Origin of the sequence: Alcaligenes ammonioxydans (genome assembly GCF_019343455.1) — a bacterium.
GTDB lineage: Bacteria > Pseudomonadota > Gammaproteobacteria > Burkholderiales > Burkholderiaceae_B > Alcaligenes > Alcaligenes ammonioxydans.
This window is the reverse complement of record NZ_CP049362.1, coordinates 1502671-1522191: the sequence shown is the minus strand read 5'-3', so window position 1 is coordinate 1522191 and position 19521 is coordinate 1502671. Positions and strand designations below refer to the sequence as shown.

Sequence of the window (19521 nt, the reverse complement as noted above, 5' to 3'; positions counted from 1 at the left end):
TTGAACGTACCTCGGCCCTACCAGGCGCAAGAACCACCGCAGCAACGATGCTGCGCACAGCATCGTTGGCTAGGCTGGGTCAGCCCAAGAGCTTCAGCAAGGCCTGGGCGGCCGGTTTGGACGAGGCCGGGTTCTGACCAGTGATCAGCAAGCCATCGCTGGCCACATAGGGTTGCCAGTCACCGCCTTTGCTGTAATTACCGCCGTTCTCTTTCAACATGTCTTCCACCAGAAATGGCACAACATCGGTCAGGCCGACAGCCTCTTCCTCGCTATTGGCAAAACCGGTGACGGATTTACCCCGAACCAGCGGCGTGCCATCAGGCGCCTTGACACGACGCAATACGCCGGGTGCATGGCAGACCGCAGCGACCGGCTTGCCGGCGCCCAGCATGGTTTCGATCAGCGCAATGGATAAGGGGTCTTCGGCCAAGTCCCACAATGGCCCATGGCCACCGGGATAAAACACAGCATCAAAGTCGGCGGCGGCAACCTCCTTCAGTTTATGCGTGTTGCCAAGCAAGGCCTGGGCGGCGGGATCTTCCTTGAAACGGCGTGTGTCATCGGTCTGCGCCGCAGGATCGTCGCTCTTGGGGTCCAGTGGCACCTGCCCACCCTGTGGCGACGCGACCGTGATCTGCGCCCCCGCGTCCTTAAAGACGTAATAAGGCGCAGCGAACTCCTCCAGCCAGAAACCCGTTTTTTGACCTGTGTTGCCCAGTTGATCGTGCGAAGTCAGAATCATCAAAATCTTCATGGAGCACCTTCTTTGAATGGAGGACAGAGAAACAAGCAATCGCACCAGCAGGACCTTACTCACTGGTGATGCCAAGTACCAGCTTACCAAAACCGCTGCCGCTGAGTATGCCAATCATGGCCCGAAGTGGCTGTCACCGACGGTGCTGAGTGATACCCCCGACTCACTCCCCTACCACATTCATTCGCTCGCCCACGCGCTAGCCCACCAACAGGATCATGTCTTGCCGCAGTCTTCACAGACTTGTGTATGCTTTGCTTGTAAATAAGTGGTGCAGGGGGGCATGTAGATTCACCACGGTTTCACGCGAAGAACGGCACGCAGACAACCATACTGGCGTCAATATCGCATGACTGTTGATCCTGATGATGGTTAATTAGATGCCGGGACTGACAGCGCGCGCTTCATGCTTCACTTAAACAGGCCATACGTCATACGACCGGCACCGTACGCAACCACACACCAATCTGGGGCTATCTATGAGACATACTGAAAGACACAAGACGCACCGTACAGGCTGGCTTCGAGCCGCTGTTTTAGGGGCGAATGACGGGATTGTCTCGACAGCCAGCTTGGTCTTGGGGGTGGCGGCCACAGGAGCAAGTGCCAAGAGCATTCTTGTTGCAGGCGTTGCCAGCCTGGTCGCTGGTGCCATGTCCATGGCGGCCGGTGAGTATGTATCAGTCAGTTCACAAGCCGATACAGAGAGCGCAGATCTGGCCCGCGAGAAAGCAGAACTGGCGAAGAACCCTGAGCAGGAACATGCCGAACTCACAGCCATTTATATCAATCGGGGCCTGGATGAAAATCTGGCGTCACATGTCGCGACCCAGCTAATGGCCCACGACGCACTCGGGGCCCATGCGCGAGACGAGCTTGGCATATCAGAGACCTTGGCGGCCAAACCGGTACAGGCCGCACTGGCCTCGGCTGCGACATTTGCCGCAGGTGCCCTGCTGCCTTTGCTGGTGGTTCTGCTGCTGCCGACGGCTGCACTCATGTGGTATGTCGCAGGCAGCTCGCTGCTCTTTCTCGCCCTTCTAGGCTTGATCGCCGCCAAGGCAGGTGGCGCTCCGCTATTCGTCTCGACCGCCCGCGTGACCTTCTGGGGGGCATTGGCGATGGGGCTAACGGCTGGCGTCGGTGCTTTGTTTGGTGTGGCTGCTTAATTGCAGGACCTTCTTTGACAATGCCAGATGGATATCCCCAGTAGAACGATAACGTTCAGCTCATCAAGGCAGCTTTCGGTCAGGAGCGGTCCTCCGAGGCATTGCAACAAGCGACGGCTTCAGGCTGGTTGCTGCCGTTCAAGTCAGCAAAACCAATGACTGCTGCTAGCAAAGCAGCCGTTGCATCAAATCCTCTAGATAGGTCTGCTCCGCACCTACAAGCTGTCACTGGAGATTGGCTCAATCAGATTGGCTGCGGATTGCAGGTCAACAACCGAAGTGTATCAACAGTCTCAAATGTCACCTCGGGCGAAGTTTGAGCCAAAGCCTGCGGTGCACCATAACCCCAACACACCGCACCGAAAGCCACGCTCGCCGCCCGGGCCGCATCAGCATCGGTCAACTGGTCTCCCACATAGATCGCCTGGCCCGGTTGAATGCTAAGTTTCTTCATCACGCGAAGAATTCTTGTGCGTTTGCCGAAAAGCGAAGCGCCGCCGTCGATGCATGACATCAAGCGACACAGGTCTTCGCCGAGAATGCGTCGGCAGTTCTCTACCGAGTTGGAACTGACAACTGCCAGCTGGAGTCCATGCGCATGGAGGTCGCGCAGAACCCGCTCCACCCCGGCGAACATGCACACTTCCTGGCCGTGTAGACGCATCAAACGCACGAAATCCCGGGAAACAAATGGCAGCTTCCACCTTGGCAGCCCAAGGTGGTCCATGATTTCGCACGGCGAACGCTGCCGCAGCAGCTCGACCTCATGCGGCTGGATGGGCTGGAAGTGGTACTTGGCTGCCAAGAGATTGTGCGTACGTATAAAGAAACCCAACGAGTCGGCCAGGGTGCCATCCAAATCAAACATGACGAGGTCGTAGCGGCGCACCATCAGCGGGCCTTGATAGCACTGAGGTAGCGGAAGCCGCCACCGGCAATCTGCAGCCCATCACGGCGTCGTGCAAGGTAGCGGTAATTGAGTTCTGCAGGGCCTAGATCCTCTTCGACATCGAATCCAGCCGTAGCCAGCAAAGCCTTCATCTGTTCGGGCGTGCCCGATGACTGCCAGGGCTCCCCCCCGGCCGCCATGACATGCGCAGTGAACTGCATCATCGTTCGCTCGATGGGAGGCAGGCACTGCTCGTCCAGACGGTAATCCATGATGAGCGTCGAGCCGATGGGCAACGTGCGCAGCACGTGGATCGTGCGCTCCACAGCCGGTGGGTGGAAGTACACCAGCACGCCAAGTATCGACACGACCGTGGGGGCAGACATGTCGACGCCCCCCTGCGTGAGCGCATCATCTACCGTGACTTCGCGCAAGTCGGCCGACACCCAGCGGAGTCGAGCAGGTGTTGCCCAACCGTTTTCGGCGTACACGCCCTGCTTCCACGCCTGCATGGCTGGCTGGTCAAGCTCAAACACGTCGATGGTTGGCAGAGCCTGCGCGGCTCGCAGGGCCCAGGTGTCCAGCCCCGCGCCGATGATGGCGTACTGGCGGCTCCCCAAGGCGATGGCTTTGAGCAGGCGATCTTCAGCGAACCTTGAGCGCACCACAATCCCGGCGCGCAGTGATCGGGCCGTCACGTCGTTGTGGGCATCCGGGTCCAGCATCAGCGCGGCGGCGGTTTCTGGCCCGAGACAGCCCAGTGCGAACGTATCTTCCAGCACGCGCTGCTGCTCCAGCAACTGATGCAAGGCGCGCGCGGTGGCAACGCGCAATGCGGATGGGCTCGGGCAGGGGGCGGAAAGCGTGGGTAGGTTGTGCATCGTCAGAATCTCCAATGGGTAAAAACCGCACTTTCGAACCTGACGTAGCGTGAGAGTCAAGGGGTGATTTGTGCGAGATAAGCGCGAAGCTCGGGCGAAACGAAATGCCCGTGGGCCAAGATGGGCTCGGCACTATAGGCTTGACGCATCTTCTCGGCCAGCGCTGCGTCGTGGCGCACGGTTCTGGCAAGCAGATCCAGATAGCGGGCATGCAGCGCGCATGCCTCTGGCGTGTTCGGCAAGGTGCCTGCCTGCAGCAAAGCGTGTCCGTCGGCGGTGAACTTCTCCCACTCTGGGCCTAAGGAGCCATCCAGTCGTGCCAGGTCTTCGGCACTCAGGTGTCGCTCCAGCGCGGCCATGCGCGCGCCAATCGCCCGCTCCAAGTACGTGAGCAATGCCGGATCCAGCCCAGCATGGGCAGCCGTCTCTGGGGCTTGGCGGTGCATCTGTGTCCATTGCATGACGGCGCTCAGTTGACCGCCGAAGACGGCCATGGCCACGTTCATCCACTGCTGCGCCAGGCGTTGCACTTCTGGCATGTCCACGGGCGCATCAGAGCGTTGACAGTGGCTGAGGGCAGCGGCGAGAGGCTCCCAGCGTGGCCGCGCTTGGCGCCATTTACCCAGTAGTTTGCGGATACCATGCACCGGAAGAAAGCGTTGGTAGCTCGTCAGCAAGTGCACGCCTGCCAGCAAGGCCTCCGTGTTGTCCTCCCCGCCGTTGTTGGTGAGCAAAGTATCGTGCAGCAGCTGCAAGTTTTCTTTCAGCGCCCGTGCCTGCTCGATCGTGCGCTCCGCTTCCATGATCTGACGGCCAACCAACTCAAGCGGGGCGATGCCGCCCCCAGCCAACGCCACACCAATGACATCCAGGCTCAAACCGAGTTGTTTGAGGGACGTGACCGAGTGCAGGCGCTCGATGTCACGCGCGTTGTAGAGCCGGTAGCCCGACTCACTCCTGCCACTGGGTTGAACCAGCCCAATCGCATCGTAGTGGTGCAGCGTTCGCACCGTCAGGCCGGTACGCCGGGCGACCTCACCAACTGTCAAATTCGATGATTTCAAAGGGGGCCTCATGCGGTGTGTATCGTTCTGAATGCGAGGCGAGCTGTTGCATCAAACGCGCGGCAAGCCTGCACAATGACTTGGGCAATGGTTTCAGGGACACCACTTTGCACCGTGGCGCCAAGAACGACCAGATGTGCCTTGATGGCCACCACAACGATGTCGGCGGGCCGCTAGGGAACGCGCCCTTCTGGGAACGCCCCTGCGTGGTTGATGCCAAAGCCTGTCGTTGCCCGGCTGGCCGCGTGCGTATGCCTGCTTTCCTCGTTGCCGTAGTGAAAGCGCCCGCGGGCGATTTGTTGGTCAATTTCGCCATGGCCAGACAGAAGCCCTGATGACGCAAAAAGCCGATAGTCGTAGTCGCGGCATGTCTGTGGCCACTCGCGGTAGATGGAGCAAGCATCTTCTTTGAGTAACGCACAGTGACCGCACCGGATCGTGCTGATCAGTTGGTAGTTGCCATCGTCGCAGTGGGCGGGAGGTGTGACGAGCAAGCGCGCATGAATGGCCGCACGGGTAGACCACTCATGCCGGTGAACCGGAATGAAATACCCGGCCCGACAGCAAGCCTTCCAGTCGCCGCACGGCACTGAGGCACCTTGTCCAGTTGAGAAAGCGTTCAGCGTATCTTGAAGCCAAGACTGTAAATCGCCAGTGTATCGAAAATGGTCGTTTGATCTGATTTCAGAGTCGATTGTTTGCATGAATACAATCCTCAAGTATGACGCCACGTCAGGGTCAAACTCATTGCCTGATAACAACAGCGTGGCTTTCTAAACATGAATAGCGCAGGATCCAAACTCCGTTGCGTGGCTGGTCATGCCCTTGGCGCGGTCGGCAGTGAATGTGCACTGACGTGTGAATCTGATGAGCGACGTCACGGTTGTTGCGTGGTGCTGTAGGTTGTAGAGGTGAATAAGCACAAGTGACCATCACCATGCGCGACGCAAAAGGCTCAGGTAGAGAGACGCCTGATGGCGAGGCTTGACTTGAGACGCGGCATCTGTAATCGGTGAGACAGTGGTTTGCATGGTGATGAAGCCCTGCCCAAACACAGGATAGAATGTGCTTCGGGTATTGACTCCTGTAGATATACATGCACCGACGATGACGACGCGCACCTCTAGTCCGAAAGTTTCCGCCCGAATTGGAGCTCTGATCATTCATAGTGCCAGCGTCTTGGGCGTACAGCCTGCACACTTGATGTCCAGCACAGGATTTAACGCCGAATGGCTGAGTGATCCTGAAGCACGCATGCCGCTTGCGGTGGAGGAGCACCTGTGGACGCGCGCAGCGGACTTGACCCAAAAACCATCGTTTGGCTTGTTTGCCGCAGGTCTGATCCGCCCGGGAGAGTTCGATGTGCTGGATTACGCCGTGCGTACCGCGCCCGACTTGCGCACGGCCCTGCAGCGACTGGCACGCTACAACCGCCTTCTGCACGACCTCGCGACTTTCGAGATCATCCCTATTGGTGAAACCACACGGATCGAGCACAGATTCGACGTGGTAGGCGTGCGGCCATGTCCGCAGGCCGCAGAGTTCACGTTGGCCTCGCTGGTGGTGGTTGCGTCTCAGCTCTGCGGTAAGCCGGTGAAAGCGCTGAGCGTCGAGTTCGCGCATGCAGCACTGGACAAGCTCGAGGCGTATCGAGAGGTCTTTGGAGTTACACCCCGTGTCAAGTGTTCTGTGTCTTGTCTGGTACTGCCCAGCGAGCTGTTGGACCGCCCGATACCTGCTGCCGATCCAGGTTTGTCGCGGATTGTCATGGCCCATGCCGAGCAACTGCTCGCAGCCAGCCATTGCCCACCAGAGAATATTGTCACGTTGGTGCGACGACAACTGGCCGAAGGCATGGCCCACGGACAGACATCGCTGCAGGCAGTGGCTCGGTGCCTGAACCTGAGCGAACGCAGCCTTCAGCGTCGACTGGACGATCAAGGCACACGTTTTGCCTACTTGATGGACGAGGTACGACGTGAGCTGGCCATGCGCTACATCGCCGATGAGCACCTTGCACTGGGCGAAGTGGTCTACCTGCTGGGCTTTGCAGACCCTAGCTCTTTCCACCGCGCCTTCAAACGCTGGACTGGGATAACCCCCGCGGCTGCTCGGCGTTCCCGGCACTGAGCCTCTAAGCCCATCTGGGTGTCTGCGGCAAGCAAACATGAGTCACTTCGTGCCGATGCGTGCAAAAAAGCTCAATAGTGCAGGTGCCACGCGCTCAGGCATCTCTAGATGCGGGTAATGGCCTGCTCCTTCAACGATCAGAGGGATGGAGCCAAGAGCACATGCTAGCCACCGCGCTTCAACTACAGGATCGGGAAAGTCGGGATCCTTCGTGCCCATCACCACCAGCGCTGGCACACGGCTTTGCTCGACGATAGCGGCAGTATCGGCTTTGGATATACCGATCATCATGCGCAACGCCTCCATGCGGCCAGGTTCTCTGAGATTGGCGGCTAGCGCAGCTTTTGCTTCGGCGTGGTCCTCTGGCTTTTGAGACGGAAATAGGCTGTTCCAAAATGCCAACCAGAAAAGCACACGCCAAGGGCCAGCAAAACCTACGGTAACGGCGGTCTTGGCGAACCATGATGGCTGTCCGTCACGCACCACGGGCCCCAACAACACGACGGCACGTACTTGTGTTGGCGCATCGTGCGCCGCCCACAACGCAGACCCCGCAGCAAATGAATTGCCCAGGATCACTGCGGGGCCTGCGTTCAAATGGTCAATAAGTGCCAAAGCATCACGGCCGACGGCATGCGCAGAATAGTCACGCCAACGCGCTGTAGTGTCCCCATGTCCACGAACATCCATAGTGACGACGCGATATCCGGCCTGCTGAAGCAGCGGTCGCAGGGCCCGGTATTCCGAACGCAGATCACCCATCCCTGGGATGGCCAGAACCAGTGGGCCACTGCCGCCTGTGTCATCGTATGCAACCTGGCCTTCATCTAAAGGCAGAAATCGGGTGTTCGCGTAAGGGGGGGCCGTCTCTGCAGCATGAGTCGCAAACGAAAGGCTGCCGACCTTGGCTGCAGTGGTCAAGCGCTTGGATGAAGTATTCATCGGTACGTTCCTCAGAGATCAGTCAACGATCAAGTATGCCGTACATCGGAGATCGCAGAAATGACCCAGGACGCCAAAGTCTTGGCATCACGTGACATTCCCGAATGACTGCCTACCCCAAGCGCTGCGCAAAGGGAAGGTTCGAATGTCAGCCAGACACTTGAAATGAGCGGCAGGTTCCATGCAATAGCACCACTAGATCTCCCGTGATAGCTGAAATTCAGCACCATATTGACTGACCTTTTACTCGCTGACCGTTACTCACTCCAAAGCAGCTATTGAGGACCGAAGGCAGTGCCACTGGGTGGGCTGCCACCTGGCAGAAAGCGGTACTACGATTTGCAGACGTGATCGGCAGCAATCGCTGCACAGCGGACATTGGCCGAGCACGTTCAGACGACTGCAACGGGTCGAGAGCGGCCCCCTCAAGATTAGTATGCGTGACTTATAAAACCCAGCACAAAAATCAAAAAGCCAATCAGCTCTGAGCTGATTGGCTTTTTTTTCTAATCCTAAATCCTACTTACGCAGCAAAATCCTCTTCCCCCAGATACGCGGCTCGTACCTTGGGGTCATGCAGCAACTGCGCAGCCGGGCCTTCCAGAATAATCCGCCCCGACTCCATCACATAGCCCCGATCTCCCAGTTCCAATGCCAAGCGCGCATTCTGCTCGATCAGCAAGATCGTCACGCCTTCTTTGGCAATGGTCTGGATCAGCTCAAAAATCCGCTCAACCATGATCGGGGCCAGCCCCATCGACGGCTCATCCAACAGTAGCAAGGACGGCCGTGAAATCATGGCGCGTCCCATGGCCACCATCTGCTGTTCCCCACCGGACAACGTCCCGGCCGATTGTTTTTTACGCTCAGCCAGTCGCGGAAACAGGGTGTAGATACGTTCGATATCCTGGCGTACTTCGTGATGATCCTTGCGGGTGTATGCCCCCATGGCCAGGTTTTCCTCAATCGTCAGTTGAGGAAAGATGCCCCGCCCTTCCGGCACCATGACCACACCACGGCGCACGAGCTGGTGTGATGGCAGGCCGACTATGCTCTCGCCCTGGTGTTGAATCTGACCGGCAGCCGCCGGAACCAGTCCGGTAATAGCCCGCAAGGTGGTGCTTTTACCAGCACCGTTAGCACCAATCAGGCAAACCAGTTCGCCTTGCCCGACTCGCAGGTCCAGGCCGCGTACCGCCCGGATGCCACCATAAGCCACGTCCAGGCCCCGAATATCCAGCATCAACGGTTCTGTGCTCATGCCTTTTCCTCTTCAACGGTAATACCCAGCTCTTTGGCAGCACCCGCACCCAGATAGGCTTCAATCACACGCGGGTTATGCTGGACTTCGGCAGGTTTACCTTCGGCCAATACTTTGCCGTATTCCAGCACCAGGACTCGGTCACACAGGCCCATGACCAGCTTCATATCGTGTTCGATCAGCAGGACAGTAATGCCGTCACCACGGATTTTTTCAATCAGCTGGCGCAGGACGACGGTCTCGGACGGGTTCATCCCAGCGGCCGGTTCGTCAAGGGCCAGCAACATGGGATCGGTTGCCAAGGCGCGGGCGATTTCCAGGCGGCGCTGGTCACCGTAGGACAAGGACCGGGCAATCTCGTTAGCGTGCTGGGCGATGCCCACGTAATCCAGCAACTCGTAGGCACGGGCCTCGATCTGCTCTTCTTCCTGACGAGTAGCGCGGTTACGCAGCACCGCACCCAGCACGCCTGCGCGGGTGCGGACGTGACGACCAATCATGACGTTTTCCAGGGCAGACAAGCTGCCAAACAAACGAATGTTTTGGAAAGTACGCGCAAAACCGGACTCAGCAATTTGATGGGGCTTGCAATCGGTCAGGTTACGACCCGCAAAGGTGCAGCGGCCCGACTCAGGGATATACAGGCCCGTCATCACGTTGAACAGCGTAGTTTTACCTGCGCCGTTCGGGCCGATCAAACCGTAAATGTCACCTTTGCGTATGCTGAAACTGACATCGGACAAGGCCTGCAAACCGCCGAAGCGCTTGGACAAGCCTTCTGCCTGCAACAGCACCTCGCCCTCTTTTACGTGTTGGTTCATGGTCACACTCATGCTTGCACCTGCTTCATTTTGCGCTCACGACGGCGCACCGCGGAGGGCCATAGCCCTTCCGGGCGGTAGATCATGACCAGTACCAGAGCAAAACCAAACAGGAGCATACGGATGCCGTCCGGGTCCAGAATCACGTCGCCAAACACGCTTTGCTGCAAGGGCACCACGACGGAGCGCAGCAACTCGGGGAAGACGGAAAGCAGCAAGGCACCCACGATCACTCCGGGGATATGTCCCATCCCTCCCAACACAACCATGCACAGCACGGCGATCGATTCGGTCAGGCTGAAACTCTCTGGGCTGACGAAGCCTTGCATGGAAGCAAACAGACCGCCGGCCACGCCACCAAAGGTTGCGCCCATGGCAAAAGCCAGCAGTTTGACGTTACGGGTATTGATGCCCATAGCCTTGGCCGCAATTTCATCTTCACGAATGGCTTCCCAGGCGCGCCCAATACGGGAGTGCTGCAAGCGCACGCAGATGAACACAATCAGCAGGGTGATCAGCAAAAGCAGGTAATAGTACTTTTCCGGCCCGGTTATCCGTATGCCAAACAGGGTTTCCGCTTTACCGAATATGAAATCACCAATCTTGAAGGTATCGACCCGATTGATCCCTTGCGGGCCGTTGGTGATGTTGATGGGCGCATCCAGATTGTTCATGAAGATGCGGATAATCTCACCAAACCCCAAAGTCACGATGGCCAGATAGTCCCCACGCAGGCGCAGCACCGGAAAGCCCAGCAAAACGCCAAATACCGCTGCCAGGGCAATACCGGCTGGCAACACCATCCAGAAGGGCAAATGCAATCCAAAATGTGGCGAGGCCAACATAGCCCAGACATAGGCGCCTACCGCATAGAACGCGATATAGCCCAGATCCAGCAGGCCGGCAAAACCCACCACGATGTTCAGGCCCAGTGCCAGCATCACATAGAGCAAGGCAAAGTTCAGGGTACGGACCCAGCTCTGACCGGCCATGCCCAACACAAAAGGCAAAATGGCCAGCACCACCCCGATCAGCAGCGCGCCGACCCAGACTTTGGCGGGTGTTGCAGGACGCGGCTTCGAACCCGATCCACCCCATGTTTGATTCAGACTCATGCGCGATCTCCCACACGCTCACCCAACAGGCCCGAGGGACGGAAAATCAGCACCAGGATCAGCACGATGAACGAGAACACATCCTGATAGTTGCTGCCAAAGACGCCGTTGGTCAGGTCACCGATGTAACCGGCACCCAAGGCTTCGATCAGGCCCAGCAGCAAGCCACCCAGCATGGCGCCGCCCAAATTGCCAATGCCACCCAGAACGGCGGCGGTAAACGCTTTCAGTCCCAGCATAAAGCCCATGGTGTATTGAGCCACCCCGTAATAAGTGACGATCATCACACCGGCCACGGCAGCCAGGGCCGAACCGATGACAAAAGCGGCGGAAATCACCGTGTTGATGTTCACCCCCATCAAGCCCGCCACTTCCCGGTTCTGGGCAGTGGCGCGCATGGCAGTGCCCAAACGGGTACGATGCACCAGTACCATCAGACCGGACATGATCGCGGCGGCACCGACAATAATCAGAATTTGCAGCAAGCTGATGCGCGCATCGCCCACCTGGAAAACCATGGGCTCAATAATGTGCGGAAAACTCAGATAATTGCGGCCCCAGATCATCATGGCCAAGTTCTGCACAATAAAGGACACACCAATGGCGGTAATCAGCGCCGCCAAACGAGGCGCACGACGCAAGGGCCGATAGGCATAACGTTCGGCGGTCCAGCCTATGCCCATGCAAACAGGGATGGCGGCCAACAAAGCCAAGCCGACCATCAGCCAGGCAGACAAGCCTGCCGGGTCTGCGCCTACCAGCGATAACACCACTGTCGTGGCCAGCATCGCCCCAACCATGACGACGTCACCATGCGCAAAATTAATCAGGCCAATAATTCCGTACACCATGGTGTAGCCGAGCGCCACCAGGGCGTAGACACTGCCCACGGTCAGGCCATTTATTAGTTGTTGTATCAGGATTTCCATAGATTGGGACTCATGGTCATTGCCCCCTGCCCCGGCGCATGACGATAAAACAGGGAGCGTGGGCCTGCCAGACACAGGCCACGGTAAAGATGAGCCCCGAGGGGCTCAAACTGCAGGCTCAGAAAGGCTTAGTTCGCCTGGCTGACCATGGTTTTCACCATCGTCCACTGGCCATCTTTGACCTCGTAGATGGTGACGGCAATTTCTTTCAGATCACCGTTCTGGTCGTAGGCGATGTTGTTGCTGGTCGCACCATTCCGTTTCAGAGCAGCCAGCTTGGGCAGATAGTCTTCAGCCTTGGACGAACCGGCTTCTTTCATGGCCGTAATCATGTTCCAGGCACCGTCATACGCGTAAGGCGCGTAGACACCCGGCTCTGCCTTGAAGCGCGCCTGATAGTCCTTGGCAAACTTCTCGCCAGCAGCCATGGTGGACAAAGGCACACCAGCCAGAGAGGCGTAGGTCCCGTTGGCCGCCCCGCCTGCCAGACGCAAGAAGGTGTCACTGCGGGTCATTTCACCGGATACCAGTGGCGCTTTGATATCCAGCGTTTGCATCTGACGCTTCATGGGGCCGGACTGCGCATCCAAACCACCAAAGAAGATGGCGTCAGGCTGCTTGGACTTGATGTTGGTCAGAATGGAGGTAAAGTCGTTGGCTTTGTCCGTGGTGTACTCACGCGCCACAATCTGACCACCTGCTTTTTCCACGGCACGGGCCACCTGATCCGTCAGACCCTGGCCATACGCGGTACGGTCGTCGATCAGGGCCACTTTCTTGGCGGCCAGATCCTTGACGATGAACTGACCCACGGCAGCGCCCTGCTGAGTGTCGCTGGTCATCATGCGGAAGGTATTGTCGTAACCCTGCTGGGTGTACTCGGGCGAGGTGGCCATGGCGATCTGGGGGATACCCGCGTCGTTGTACACACGCGAGGCAGGAATGGTGGTGCCCGAGTTGAAGTGTCCCAACACGCCATCCACACCCTCGTCCACAATCTGCTGGGCGACCTGAACCGCCGTGCGCGGGTCAGCCTGGTCATCTTTGGCGACCAACTCGAAACGGGCGGTCGCGCCATCAATTTCAATGTTCTGGGCATTGGCCTCTTCCAGCGCCAGCACCAGGCCATTGCGCATGTCTTCACCGTAGTGCGCCTGAGGGCCCGTCAAGGGGGCGGCAAAACCCAGCTTGATGACCTTGTCAGCGGCCAACGCCGGACCTGCTGCCAGTGCCCCAAAAACCGCTGTCGATACCAAGGCCAATTTAAAGCTCATGATGGACTGCATATTGTTCTCCTTCGTTTTTTAATATAGCCGCACTACAAGTGGGCCCGTGCCGTGAGAAAGAACGCAGGGCCGCCGCTCCAGGTGAAATGTGCGACCAAACGTGTGCATAAAAACGGGTGCCTGCCAGATCAACCAACCATCATCAAACTGGCATTACCCCCAGCTGCCGCTGTATTGGTACTGACTGAGACTTCACGCAGCAAACGCTCGACCACGTAGGTTGCGCCCCCCTCCAATTCCTGTGTCAACAAGCCCTGAACCCCGACAATCGGACCGGGGCGCTCAGCCACGTAACCCAGTACCAGTCGAAGTTCGTCACTGTCGCCTTCAAATAAAACAGCATCATAATCTGCCTCACCCAAATCGGACATGGCAATTTGTTCGGCAGGCGCATCCTGCCACGCTCCCAGACCCAGACGATCCAGCAAGACGGGCTGATTACCACTGCGAGTGCAAGCCTCACGCTGCGCCTGCCAGCCCTGCGCACTCACAGGCATGCACAGCACACGCCCACGCGGGTGGAGCTGGTACAGATTGGATTCGCCGGTGGGACCGGGCAAGACCATACCGTGCTGCTGCCAGCTCTGCAAAGGCAGGTTTTGGGGACAGCGACTGAGCAGACGGCGCAGATACAAAGGGCCACCCGCTTTGGGGCCGGTACCGGACAAGCCTTCGCCACCAAAGGGCTGCACGCCGACCACCGCCCCCACCATATTGCGGTTCACATACACATTACCCGCCCGAATGCGTGAGACTACGCGCTCTACGGTTTCGTCCAGCCGGGTGTGAACACCAAAAGTCAGGCCGTAACCACGCTCGTTGATCTGGTCGATCAGGCCATCCAGCTCGCTACGCTTAAAGCGCATCACATGCAGTACCGGGCCAAAGATTTCGCGCTCCAGATCCTTGACCTGCTCAATCTCGATAATCGTCGGCAATACAAAGGTACCGGTCAGGCTGCGGCTTTGCTCGCTTTGGGTAACACGGAAGCCTGCTTCACGCATCGCCGTAATGTGCTCTTCGATACCGGCACGGGCCTCCTCGTCAATGACGGGGCCTACGTCGGTACTGAGCAGATCCGGATTGCCCACGCTCAGTTCCTGCATGGCCCCGTTGAGCATGTTCAGCACGCGGTCGGCCACATCTTCCTGAATACACAACAAGCGTAAAGCCGAACAACGCTGGCCTGCCGAGTCAAAGGCCGAATTCAGCACATCAAACACAACCTGCTCGGCCAGAGCAGAGCTGTCGACCACCATGGCGTTCAGGCCACCGGTTTCGGCAATCAGCGGTACTGCCCGCCCGTCGGCCGTCAGGCGCTGGGCTAATTGACGATTCAAGCCCAGGGCTACCGCTGTCGACCCTGTAAACATGACAGCGTTAACCTTGTCGCTGGCGGCCAATGGGGCACCTACGGATGGGCCATCACCGGGCAAGAGCTGCAAGGCACCGGGAGCAATCCCCGCCTTATGCAGCAGCTCTACGGCCGCCGCCGCAATCAGGCAAGTTTGTTCGGCCGGTTTGGCCAGAACCACGTTACCGGCGGCCAAGGCCGCCGATACCTGCCCCAGAAAAATAGCCAAGGGGAAATTCCAGGGGCTGATGCACAGCACCACGCCTACAGGACGATACTCATCGTTATCGAAGTCACGCAGCACCTGTCCGGCGTAGTAGCGCAGAAAATCTACCGCTTCGCGCACCTCGGCAATCGCATTGGCGTAGGACTTCCCGGCTTCACGCACCAGCAAGCCCATCAAATCCTGCATATTGTCTTCCAGCAATTGAGCCGCCTGCTGCAAAGCGGCGGCGCGCTCCTGCACCGGCGTTGCCTGCCAGATCGGCGCATAATGACTGGCAGCCTCCAGAGCCTGCTCCACATCCTGCGAAGTGGCATACATGACCTGCCCCACCACGTCCTGATGATTGGCCGGATTGCGCACCCATATCGCTTTGGTCTCGTCCCAGACCGGATTGCCCTGACCCAATACAGGCTGAGCCTGGCGCGGCAAGGCAGCTGTTTGCATCAAGGTGGCAGCCAGCGAACCCAGGCGATGCTCATTGCTCAGGTCCAAACCGGCCGAATTCAAGCGCTGCTCGGCACTCCAGTAAAGCTGGCGCGGCAGGGGAATCTTGTCGTGGGGACGCCCCAATGGTTGCAGGCTCAAGGCCTGGGCCACGGGATCGGCAACCAGTTTATCCAGATCCACATCCGCGTTGCCGATCTGGTTCACAAAGGAGGTATTGGCGCCATTTTCCAGCAGACGACGCACCAGATAGGCCAATAAGGTCTCGTGGGAGCCGACCGGGGCGTAAATACGACATGGACGGTTCAACTTACCCTCTTTGATCGGGCCAACCACTTCCTCATACAAGTCCTCACCCATGCCGTGCAGGCACTGGAACTCATACTGACCCGTGTAATAATTCTGGCCTGCCATCACATAGATTGCCGCCAGCGTTTGCGCATTGTGCGTTGCAAACTGCGGGTATACAGCGTCGGGGGCCTGTAAAAGCTTGCGGGCGCAGGCCAGATACGACACATCCGTGTGAACCTTGCGCGTGTAAACGGGATAATCTTCCAGTCCATCGACCTGGGCACGCTTGATCTCCGAATCCCAGTAAGCGCCTTTGACCAGACGCAGCATCAGGCGATGGCCACTGCGACGGGCCAGATCAATCAGGTAATCAATCACAAAAGGTGCGCGCTTCTGATAAGCCTGCACCACAAAGCCAATGCCATTCCAACCGGCCAGCGAAGGATCAAAACACAGCTTGTCCAGCAAATCCAGAGAGACTTCAAGACGATCTGCCTCTTCCGCGTCTATGTTCAGACCCACATCGTAGTGATGAGCCAGTTGCGCCAGGGACAATAGGCGCGGATAGAGCTCGCGCATGACACGATCGCGCTGGGCCCGGCTATAACGCGGATGCAAGGCTGACAACTTGATGGAAATACCAGGCCCTTCGTAAATCCCACGTCCCTGACTGGCCCGGCCAATCGCGTGGATCGCCTGCTCATAGGCCTGGTAGTAGCGCTGGGCGTCCTCCGCCGTGGTGGCGGCCTCGCCCAGCATGTCGTAGGAATACCGGAAACCCTGTTCCTCAAACTTTCGACTATTGGCCAGGGCCGACGCAATGGTTTGCCCAGTCACAAACTGCTCGCCCATCATGCGCATGGCAACGTCCACGCCTTTGCGAATCAGGGGTTCGCCACCTTTACCGATCATGCGAGTCAACGCAGAGGACAAGTTCTTTTCGCTATTGACGCTGACCAGCCGGCCGGTCAACATCAAGCCCCAGGTGGCGGCGTTCACAAACAAGGAGGGTGACTCGCCAACGTGCGCACGCCAATCGCCATGGCTGATCTTGTCGCGAATCAGAGCGTCACGGGTGGCACGATCGGGGATGCGCAGCAGGGCTTCGGCCAGACACATCAGCGCCACCCCTTCCTGACTGGACAGAGAGAACTCCTGGATCAGACCTTCGACCCCGCCGCCACGACGCTTGGCACGCAACGCCTTGACCAGACGCGCTGCCAGTTCCTGGGCGCGGGCACTTTGCGATGAACGCGCTGCGCTAAGCAGCAAGGGCAGGCAGTCGGTTTCAGGACGGCGGTACGCCGCGGTAATCGCGGCACGCAGGACACTTTGGGGTTGCACATCTTGGGCAAAACCATAGAAAGGAATGGCCGGCATGACGACGCCATCTTCGGCCAGTTCCGCATCGCCCCCACTTAACAGAGCCAGCTCACTGGGCAGCACACCTCGTTCTATCCCTTCGATATACGACAGCAGCGCTTGTTTATGCAGCCAATGCGGAGTGCATTGCAATTGATCCGCCGCACGCCGCAAACGCTCGCGCAGCTCGATATCGACTTTAATCCCTAAGGTTGTGCTGGCCATGCTTCTTATCCCGGTTACGCTGTATTGACTGCGATATGCCGAAATAATACTGACGGTTAACCTAAATCTGTATTCAGGTTAACCCGCAACAGAACGGGTTAACCTTTTATCTTATGCGGCGCACAGCATAGACTTGCCCAGGTTAACCGGGATAGGTTTACCTTGCATCTGAGCAGCCAACGCATCCGCCCAACGCTGCTGCAATTGACGGTGGGCCGTCACTAATTCAGTAATGCCAGTGGCAGGCTCGGAATCGAGCCAGCGGCACTGCCGAATGGGTGCCTCAAAACCCAGGGGCGTCAAGGTCCAACTCAGTTCCAAGGTGGCACGCTCGCCATACACCGAATCAAAACGTTGAACCAGGACATCAATCTGCCAACGGGGCGTGTTGGTTGCTGCGCTGGCCAACTGGGGCACGCCCAGGCGATTTTGCAGACCGGACACCAGCGCCAAGGACATTTCATCGGGCAAAGGCGATGCCCACTGGCTATCGTTCAGCAGCTTGACCTGCCCCCCTGCCGCTTGCGTCAGCACCAGAGAACGACGGTCCAACTGCGCCGGTACATCCAGGCGTCGCAACTGAAACCCTTTCCAGGGCTGTGCGGAAACCGCCTTGTCTGCCGGGACTGCCTCTGGGGCCTGCAAGGTGTAATAAGTTGGCGTGCTCGAGGCACAGGCGGTGAGCAAACTGGCAATCGCCACAGGAATCAGTAAACGGGACATCATGGCGCGGGCTCCGGCAACACGTCAGGGGAACGACCTCGCAATACGGCAGAGGGCTGGCTTTGCAAGGTATCGCTTAAATCACGCAAGGATCGCAAGGAGCGCTTGAGCTCACTTAGCGTTTGATCGACAGAGGCATTGAAGGCGGAATCCGAATCGAGCATGGCACCCAGCTTCTGGACAGCCGCATCCATGGATTTAAGGGCTCCATTCAGTTGCGGTACGGTGGTCTTGTCCAACTGCTTGAGCACTTGTCCCAGCTCGGTCAACCCGCTTTGCAGATTCTTGCCAATCTGGTCAAAAGGAACCGCCGCAATCTTGGTGACAATATCGCTGACCTGCTCTTGCAGGCGATCAAAATCGCCAGCAATAACGGGTACTACAAGGGGTTTGGTGGTGTCATCCAATTCCGCGGCAGGCGCTTTGTCAAAGAACTCCAGAGCAATATATTGCTGGCCGGTAATCAGGCTGGCCGGCCGCAATTGGGCACGCAGACCACGTTCAACCATCGGTTTGAACAAGGCGCTGACCGGGTCCTTGTCGTCCGGACGATTCTCCACCACCTGTTCATACAGATGACCGAAGCGCTGCGGATAAATACGCGCTTTCACCAGGGCAAAGAAACGTTTGCGCTCAAAGTCAAACTCCAGATCCACATCATAGACCTGCCCCAGCTCCAGCCCCCGGAACTCCACCTTGGAGCCGGGCACCAAGCCACGCACGGACTGATGGAAATGGAAACGCAGCTCGACGGCCGGGCCATCAGGCTCGGCCATGGCGCGCTCCTGCGTGGGAAACAGCTCGTATTGAGTGTCCGCCTTCGCCACCTCCAAGGGTTCGCCTTCCATCTGATCAAACGCCAGGCCCCCGGCCAGCGCCGAAACCAGCGAATGCGTACGCACATTGAAGCCGGTGGAATCCAAGGACATATTGACACCGCTAACATTCCAGAAGCGTGATCCCTGCGTCACGAACTTATCATTAGGAGCGTCCACGAATACCTGTATGCGCACCCCATTGCCGTCCTCATTCAGCTCATAGCTGCTGACCTGCCCCACCTGGATGCCCTTGTAGTACAACGGTGAGCCCAAATCCAGCGAACCCAGTTCGGGCGCGGTCAACACATAGCGTTTTCCTGCCCGGCCACTGGTCACCTCGGGCGGACTTTCCAGACCTACAAAATCCAGCTGCTCGGCCTTCTTGTCGACCGCAAAAGGGGCATCCACACCGATGTATACCCCCGACAGCAAGGTGCCCAACCCCGACACGCCACTCAAGCCCAGACGAGGACGCACCACCCAAAAGCGTGTTCCTTCCTGAGTAATGAACTCCGAGCCGTCGCGCTCCAATTGCGCCGTCACCAGCACCCCTTTTCGGTCTGGTGATACCTGAATGTCCGAGATTGTCCCCACATCCACTTCGCGGTAACGCAGCTTGGTCTGGTCCACGGCCAGCCCTTCGGCCGAGTCAAAACTGATCGTGATGCGAGGTCCGGTCAGCATCCAGTTACGCAGCACCAATGAGGCACCGACCAGCGCCGCAGCAATGGGCAAGATCCAGATCCAGGAGAATCGGGATTGCTTGGAGGGAATCAGTTTAGGTTGTGCAGGCTCGGTCTGGCCGTCAGGCTGATGTGTTTTTGATTCTTGCAC

General features: G+C 58.2%; 16 protein-coding genes. 2 read left to right on the top strand and 14 right to left on the bottom strand.

The window, feature by feature from the left end; all coding sequences use genetic code 11:
• Positions 1–79: 79 nt before the first annotated feature.
• A complete protein-coding gene (locus FE795_RS06905; protein WP_131071557.1) occupies positions 80–757 on the bottom strand; it encodes a type 1 glutamine amidotransferase domain-containing protein in 678 nt (225 codons plus the stop codon).
• Positions 758–1236: 479 nt separating this feature from the next.
• On the opposite strand from FE795_RS06905, the gene FE795_RS06900 reads away from it, so the two are divergent.
• Positions 1237–1926, top strand: coding sequence for a VIT1/CCC1 transporter family protein (locus FE795_RS06900; protein ID WP_039943272.1), 690 nt, complete (start codon positions 1237–1239; stop codon positions 1924–1926).
• A gap of 244 nt (positions 1927–2170) precedes the next feature.
• Here the strand turns inward: FE795_RS06900 and FE795_RS06895 are convergent, their stop codons facing one another.
• The 4 genes from FE795_RS06895 to FE795_RS06880 all read right to left on the bottom strand — a co-directional run bounded on the left by FE795_RS06895 (position 2171) and on the right by FE795_RS06880 (position 5464).
• Complete coding sequence (locus tag FE795_RS06895; RefSeq protein WP_219235935.1) at positions 2171–2818, bottom strand: HAD hydrolase-like protein; 648 nt, start codon at positions 2816–2818, stop codon at positions 2171–2173.
• Positions 2818–3696, bottom strand: a complete 879-nt coding sequence (locus FE795_RS06890; RefSeq protein WP_219235933.1) for a class I SAM-dependent methyltransferase — start codon at positions 3694–3696, stop codon at positions 2818–2820. Before FE795_RS06890 ends, FE795_RS06895 begins: the two co-directional genes overlap by 1 nt.
• 56 nt (positions 3697–3752) lie before the next feature.
• Positions 3753–4760: a MerR family transcriptional regulator gene (locus FE795_RS06885; protein WP_219235932.1), complete on the bottom strand. Its 1008-nt coding sequence runs from the start codon at positions 4758–4760 to the stop codon at positions 3753–3755.
• Positions 4761–4933: 173 nt separating this feature from the next.
• Complete coding sequence (locus FE795_RS06880) at positions 4934–5464, bottom strand: hypothetical protein (protein WP_219235929.1); 531 nt, start codon at positions 5462–5464, stop codon at positions 4934–4936.
• Positions 5465–5867: 403 nt separating this feature from the next.
• On the opposite strand from FE795_RS06880, the gene FE795_RS06875 reads away from it, so the two are divergent.
• Positions 5868–6890 (top strand): AraC family transcriptional regulator, encoded by a 1023-nt coding sequence (locus tag FE795_RS06875; protein WP_268885616.1) that lies wholly within the window; start codon positions 5868–5870, stop codon positions 6888–6890.
• A 42-nt stretch (positions 6891–6932) separates the two neighbouring features.
• On the opposite strand, the gene FE795_RS06870 is transcribed toward FE795_RS06875, so the two are convergent.
• The 9 genes from FE795_RS06870 to FE795_RS06830 all read right to left on the bottom strand — a co-directional run bounded on the left by FE795_RS06870 (position 6933) and on the right by FE795_RS06830 (position 19521).
• Positions 6933–7832: an alpha/beta fold hydrolase gene (locus FE795_RS06870; protein ID WP_219235926.1), complete on the bottom strand. Its 900-nt coding sequence runs from the start codon at positions 7830–7832 to the stop codon at positions 6933–6935.
• Positions 7833–8355: 523 nt separating this feature from the next.
• Complete coding sequence (locus FE795_RS06865; protein ID WP_131071556.1) at positions 8356–9093, bottom strand: ABC transporter ATP-binding protein; 738 nt, start codon at positions 9091–9093, stop codon at positions 8356–8358.
• Positions 9090–9926 carry an ABC transporter ATP-binding protein gene (locus tag FE795_RS06860; RefSeq protein WP_003801463.1) on the bottom strand — a complete coding sequence of 279 codons (837 nt, stop codon included), beginning with the start codon at positions 9924–9926 and terminating at the stop codon, positions 9090–9092. Before FE795_RS06860 ends, FE795_RS06865 begins: the two co-directional genes overlap by 4 nt.
• A complete protein-coding gene (locus FE795_RS06855) occupies positions 9923–10906 on the bottom strand; it encodes an ABC transporter permease subunit (protein WP_230406319.1) in 984 nt (327 codons plus the stop codon). The genes FE795_RS06860 and FE795_RS06855 overlap by 4 nt, the downstream gene beginning before the upstream one ends.
• A gap of 119 nt (positions 10907–11025) precedes the next feature.
• Positions 11026–11958 carry a branched-chain amino acid ABC transporter permease gene (locus FE795_RS06850; protein WP_003801466.1) on the bottom strand — a complete coding sequence of 311 codons (933 nt, stop codon included), beginning with the start codon at positions 11956–11958 and terminating at the stop codon, positions 11026–11028.
• Between the two features lie 128 nt (positions 11959–12086).
• Positions 12087–13232: a branched-chain amino acid ABC transporter substrate-binding protein gene (locus FE795_RS06845; protein WP_039943347.1), complete on the bottom strand. Its 1146-nt coding sequence runs from the start codon at positions 13230–13232 to the stop codon at positions 12087–12089.
• 140 nt (positions 13233–13372) lie between these two features.
• On the bottom strand, positions 13373–17146 hold the full coding sequence (putA, locus tag FE795_RS06840; RefSeq protein ID WP_219235924.1) for a trifunctional transcriptional regulator/proline dehydrogenase/L-glutamate gamma-semialdehyde dehydrogenase: 3774 nt from the start codon (positions 17144–17146) through the stop codon (positions 13373–13375).
• A gap of 111 nt (positions 17147–17257) precedes the next feature.
• Positions 17258–17872, bottom strand: coding sequence for a PqiC family protein (locus FE795_RS06835; protein ID WP_219235922.1), 615 nt, complete (start codon positions 17870–17872; stop codon positions 17258–17260).
• Positions 17869–19521 carry a PqiB family protein gene (locus tag FE795_RS06830; protein ID WP_219235920.1) on the bottom strand — a complete coding sequence of 551 codons (1653 nt, stop codon included), beginning with the start codon at positions 19519–19521 and terminating at the stop codon, positions 17869–17871. Before FE795_RS06830 ends, FE795_RS06835 begins: the two co-directional genes overlap by 4 nt.

Excerpts from the sequence above, each read along its gene's own strand:
- FE795_RS06905 (WP_131071557.1), bottom strand. The coding sequence starts at position 757 with ATGAAGATTTTGATGATTCTGACTTCGCACGATCAACTGGGCAACACA.
- FE795_RS06900 (WP_039943272.1), top strand. The coding sequence starts at position 1,237 with ATGAGACATACTGAAAGACACAAGACGCACCGTACAGGCTGGCTTCGA.
- FE795_RS06895 (WP_219235935.1), bottom strand. The coding sequence starts at position 2,818 with ATGGTGCGCCGCTACGACCTCGTCATGTTTGATTTGGATGGCACCCTG.
- FE795_RS06890 (WP_219235933.1), bottom strand. The coding sequence starts at position 3,696 with ATGCACAACCTACCCACGCTTTCCGCCCCCTGCCCGAGCCCATCCGCA.
- FE795_RS06880 (WP_219235929.1), bottom strand. The coding sequence starts at position 5,464 with ATGCAAACAATCGACTCTGAAATCAGATCAAACGACCATTTTCGATAC.
- FE795_RS06875 (WP_268885616.1), top strand. The coding sequence starts at position 5,868 with ATGACGACGCGCACCTCTAGTCCGAAAGTTTCCGCCCGAATTGGAGCT.
- FE795_RS06870 (WP_219235926.1), bottom strand. The coding sequence starts at position 7,832 with ATGAATACTTCATCCAAGCGCTTGACCACTGCAGCCAAGGTCGGCAGC.
- FE795_RS06865 (WP_131071556.1), bottom strand. The coding sequence starts at position 9,093 with ATGAGCACAGAACCGTTGATGCTGGATATTCGGGGCCTGGACGTGGCT.
- FE795_RS06860 (WP_003801463.1), bottom strand. The coding sequence starts at position 9,926 with ATGAGTGTGACCATGAACCAACACGTAAAAGAGGGCGAGGTGCTGTTG.
- FE795_RS06855 (WP_230406319.1), bottom strand. The coding sequence starts at position 10,906 with ATGGCCGGTCAGAGCTGGGTCCGTACCCTGAACTTTGCCTTGCTCTAT.
- FE795_RS06850 (WP_003801466.1), bottom strand. The coding sequence starts at position 11,958 with ATGGAAATCCTGATACAACAACTAATAAATGGCCTGACCGTGGGCAGT.
- FE795_RS06845 (WP_039943347.1), bottom strand. The coding sequence starts at position 13,232 with ATGAGCTTTAAATTGGCCTTGGTATCGACAGCGGTTTTTGGGGCACTG.
- putA (WP_219235924.1), bottom strand. The coding sequence starts at position 17,146 with ATGGCCAGCACAACCTTAGGGATTAAAGTCGATATCGAGCTGCGCGAG.
- FE795_RS06835 (WP_219235922.1), bottom strand. The coding sequence starts at position 17,872 with ATGATGTCCCGTTTACTGATTCCTGTGGCGATTGCCAGTTTGCTCACC.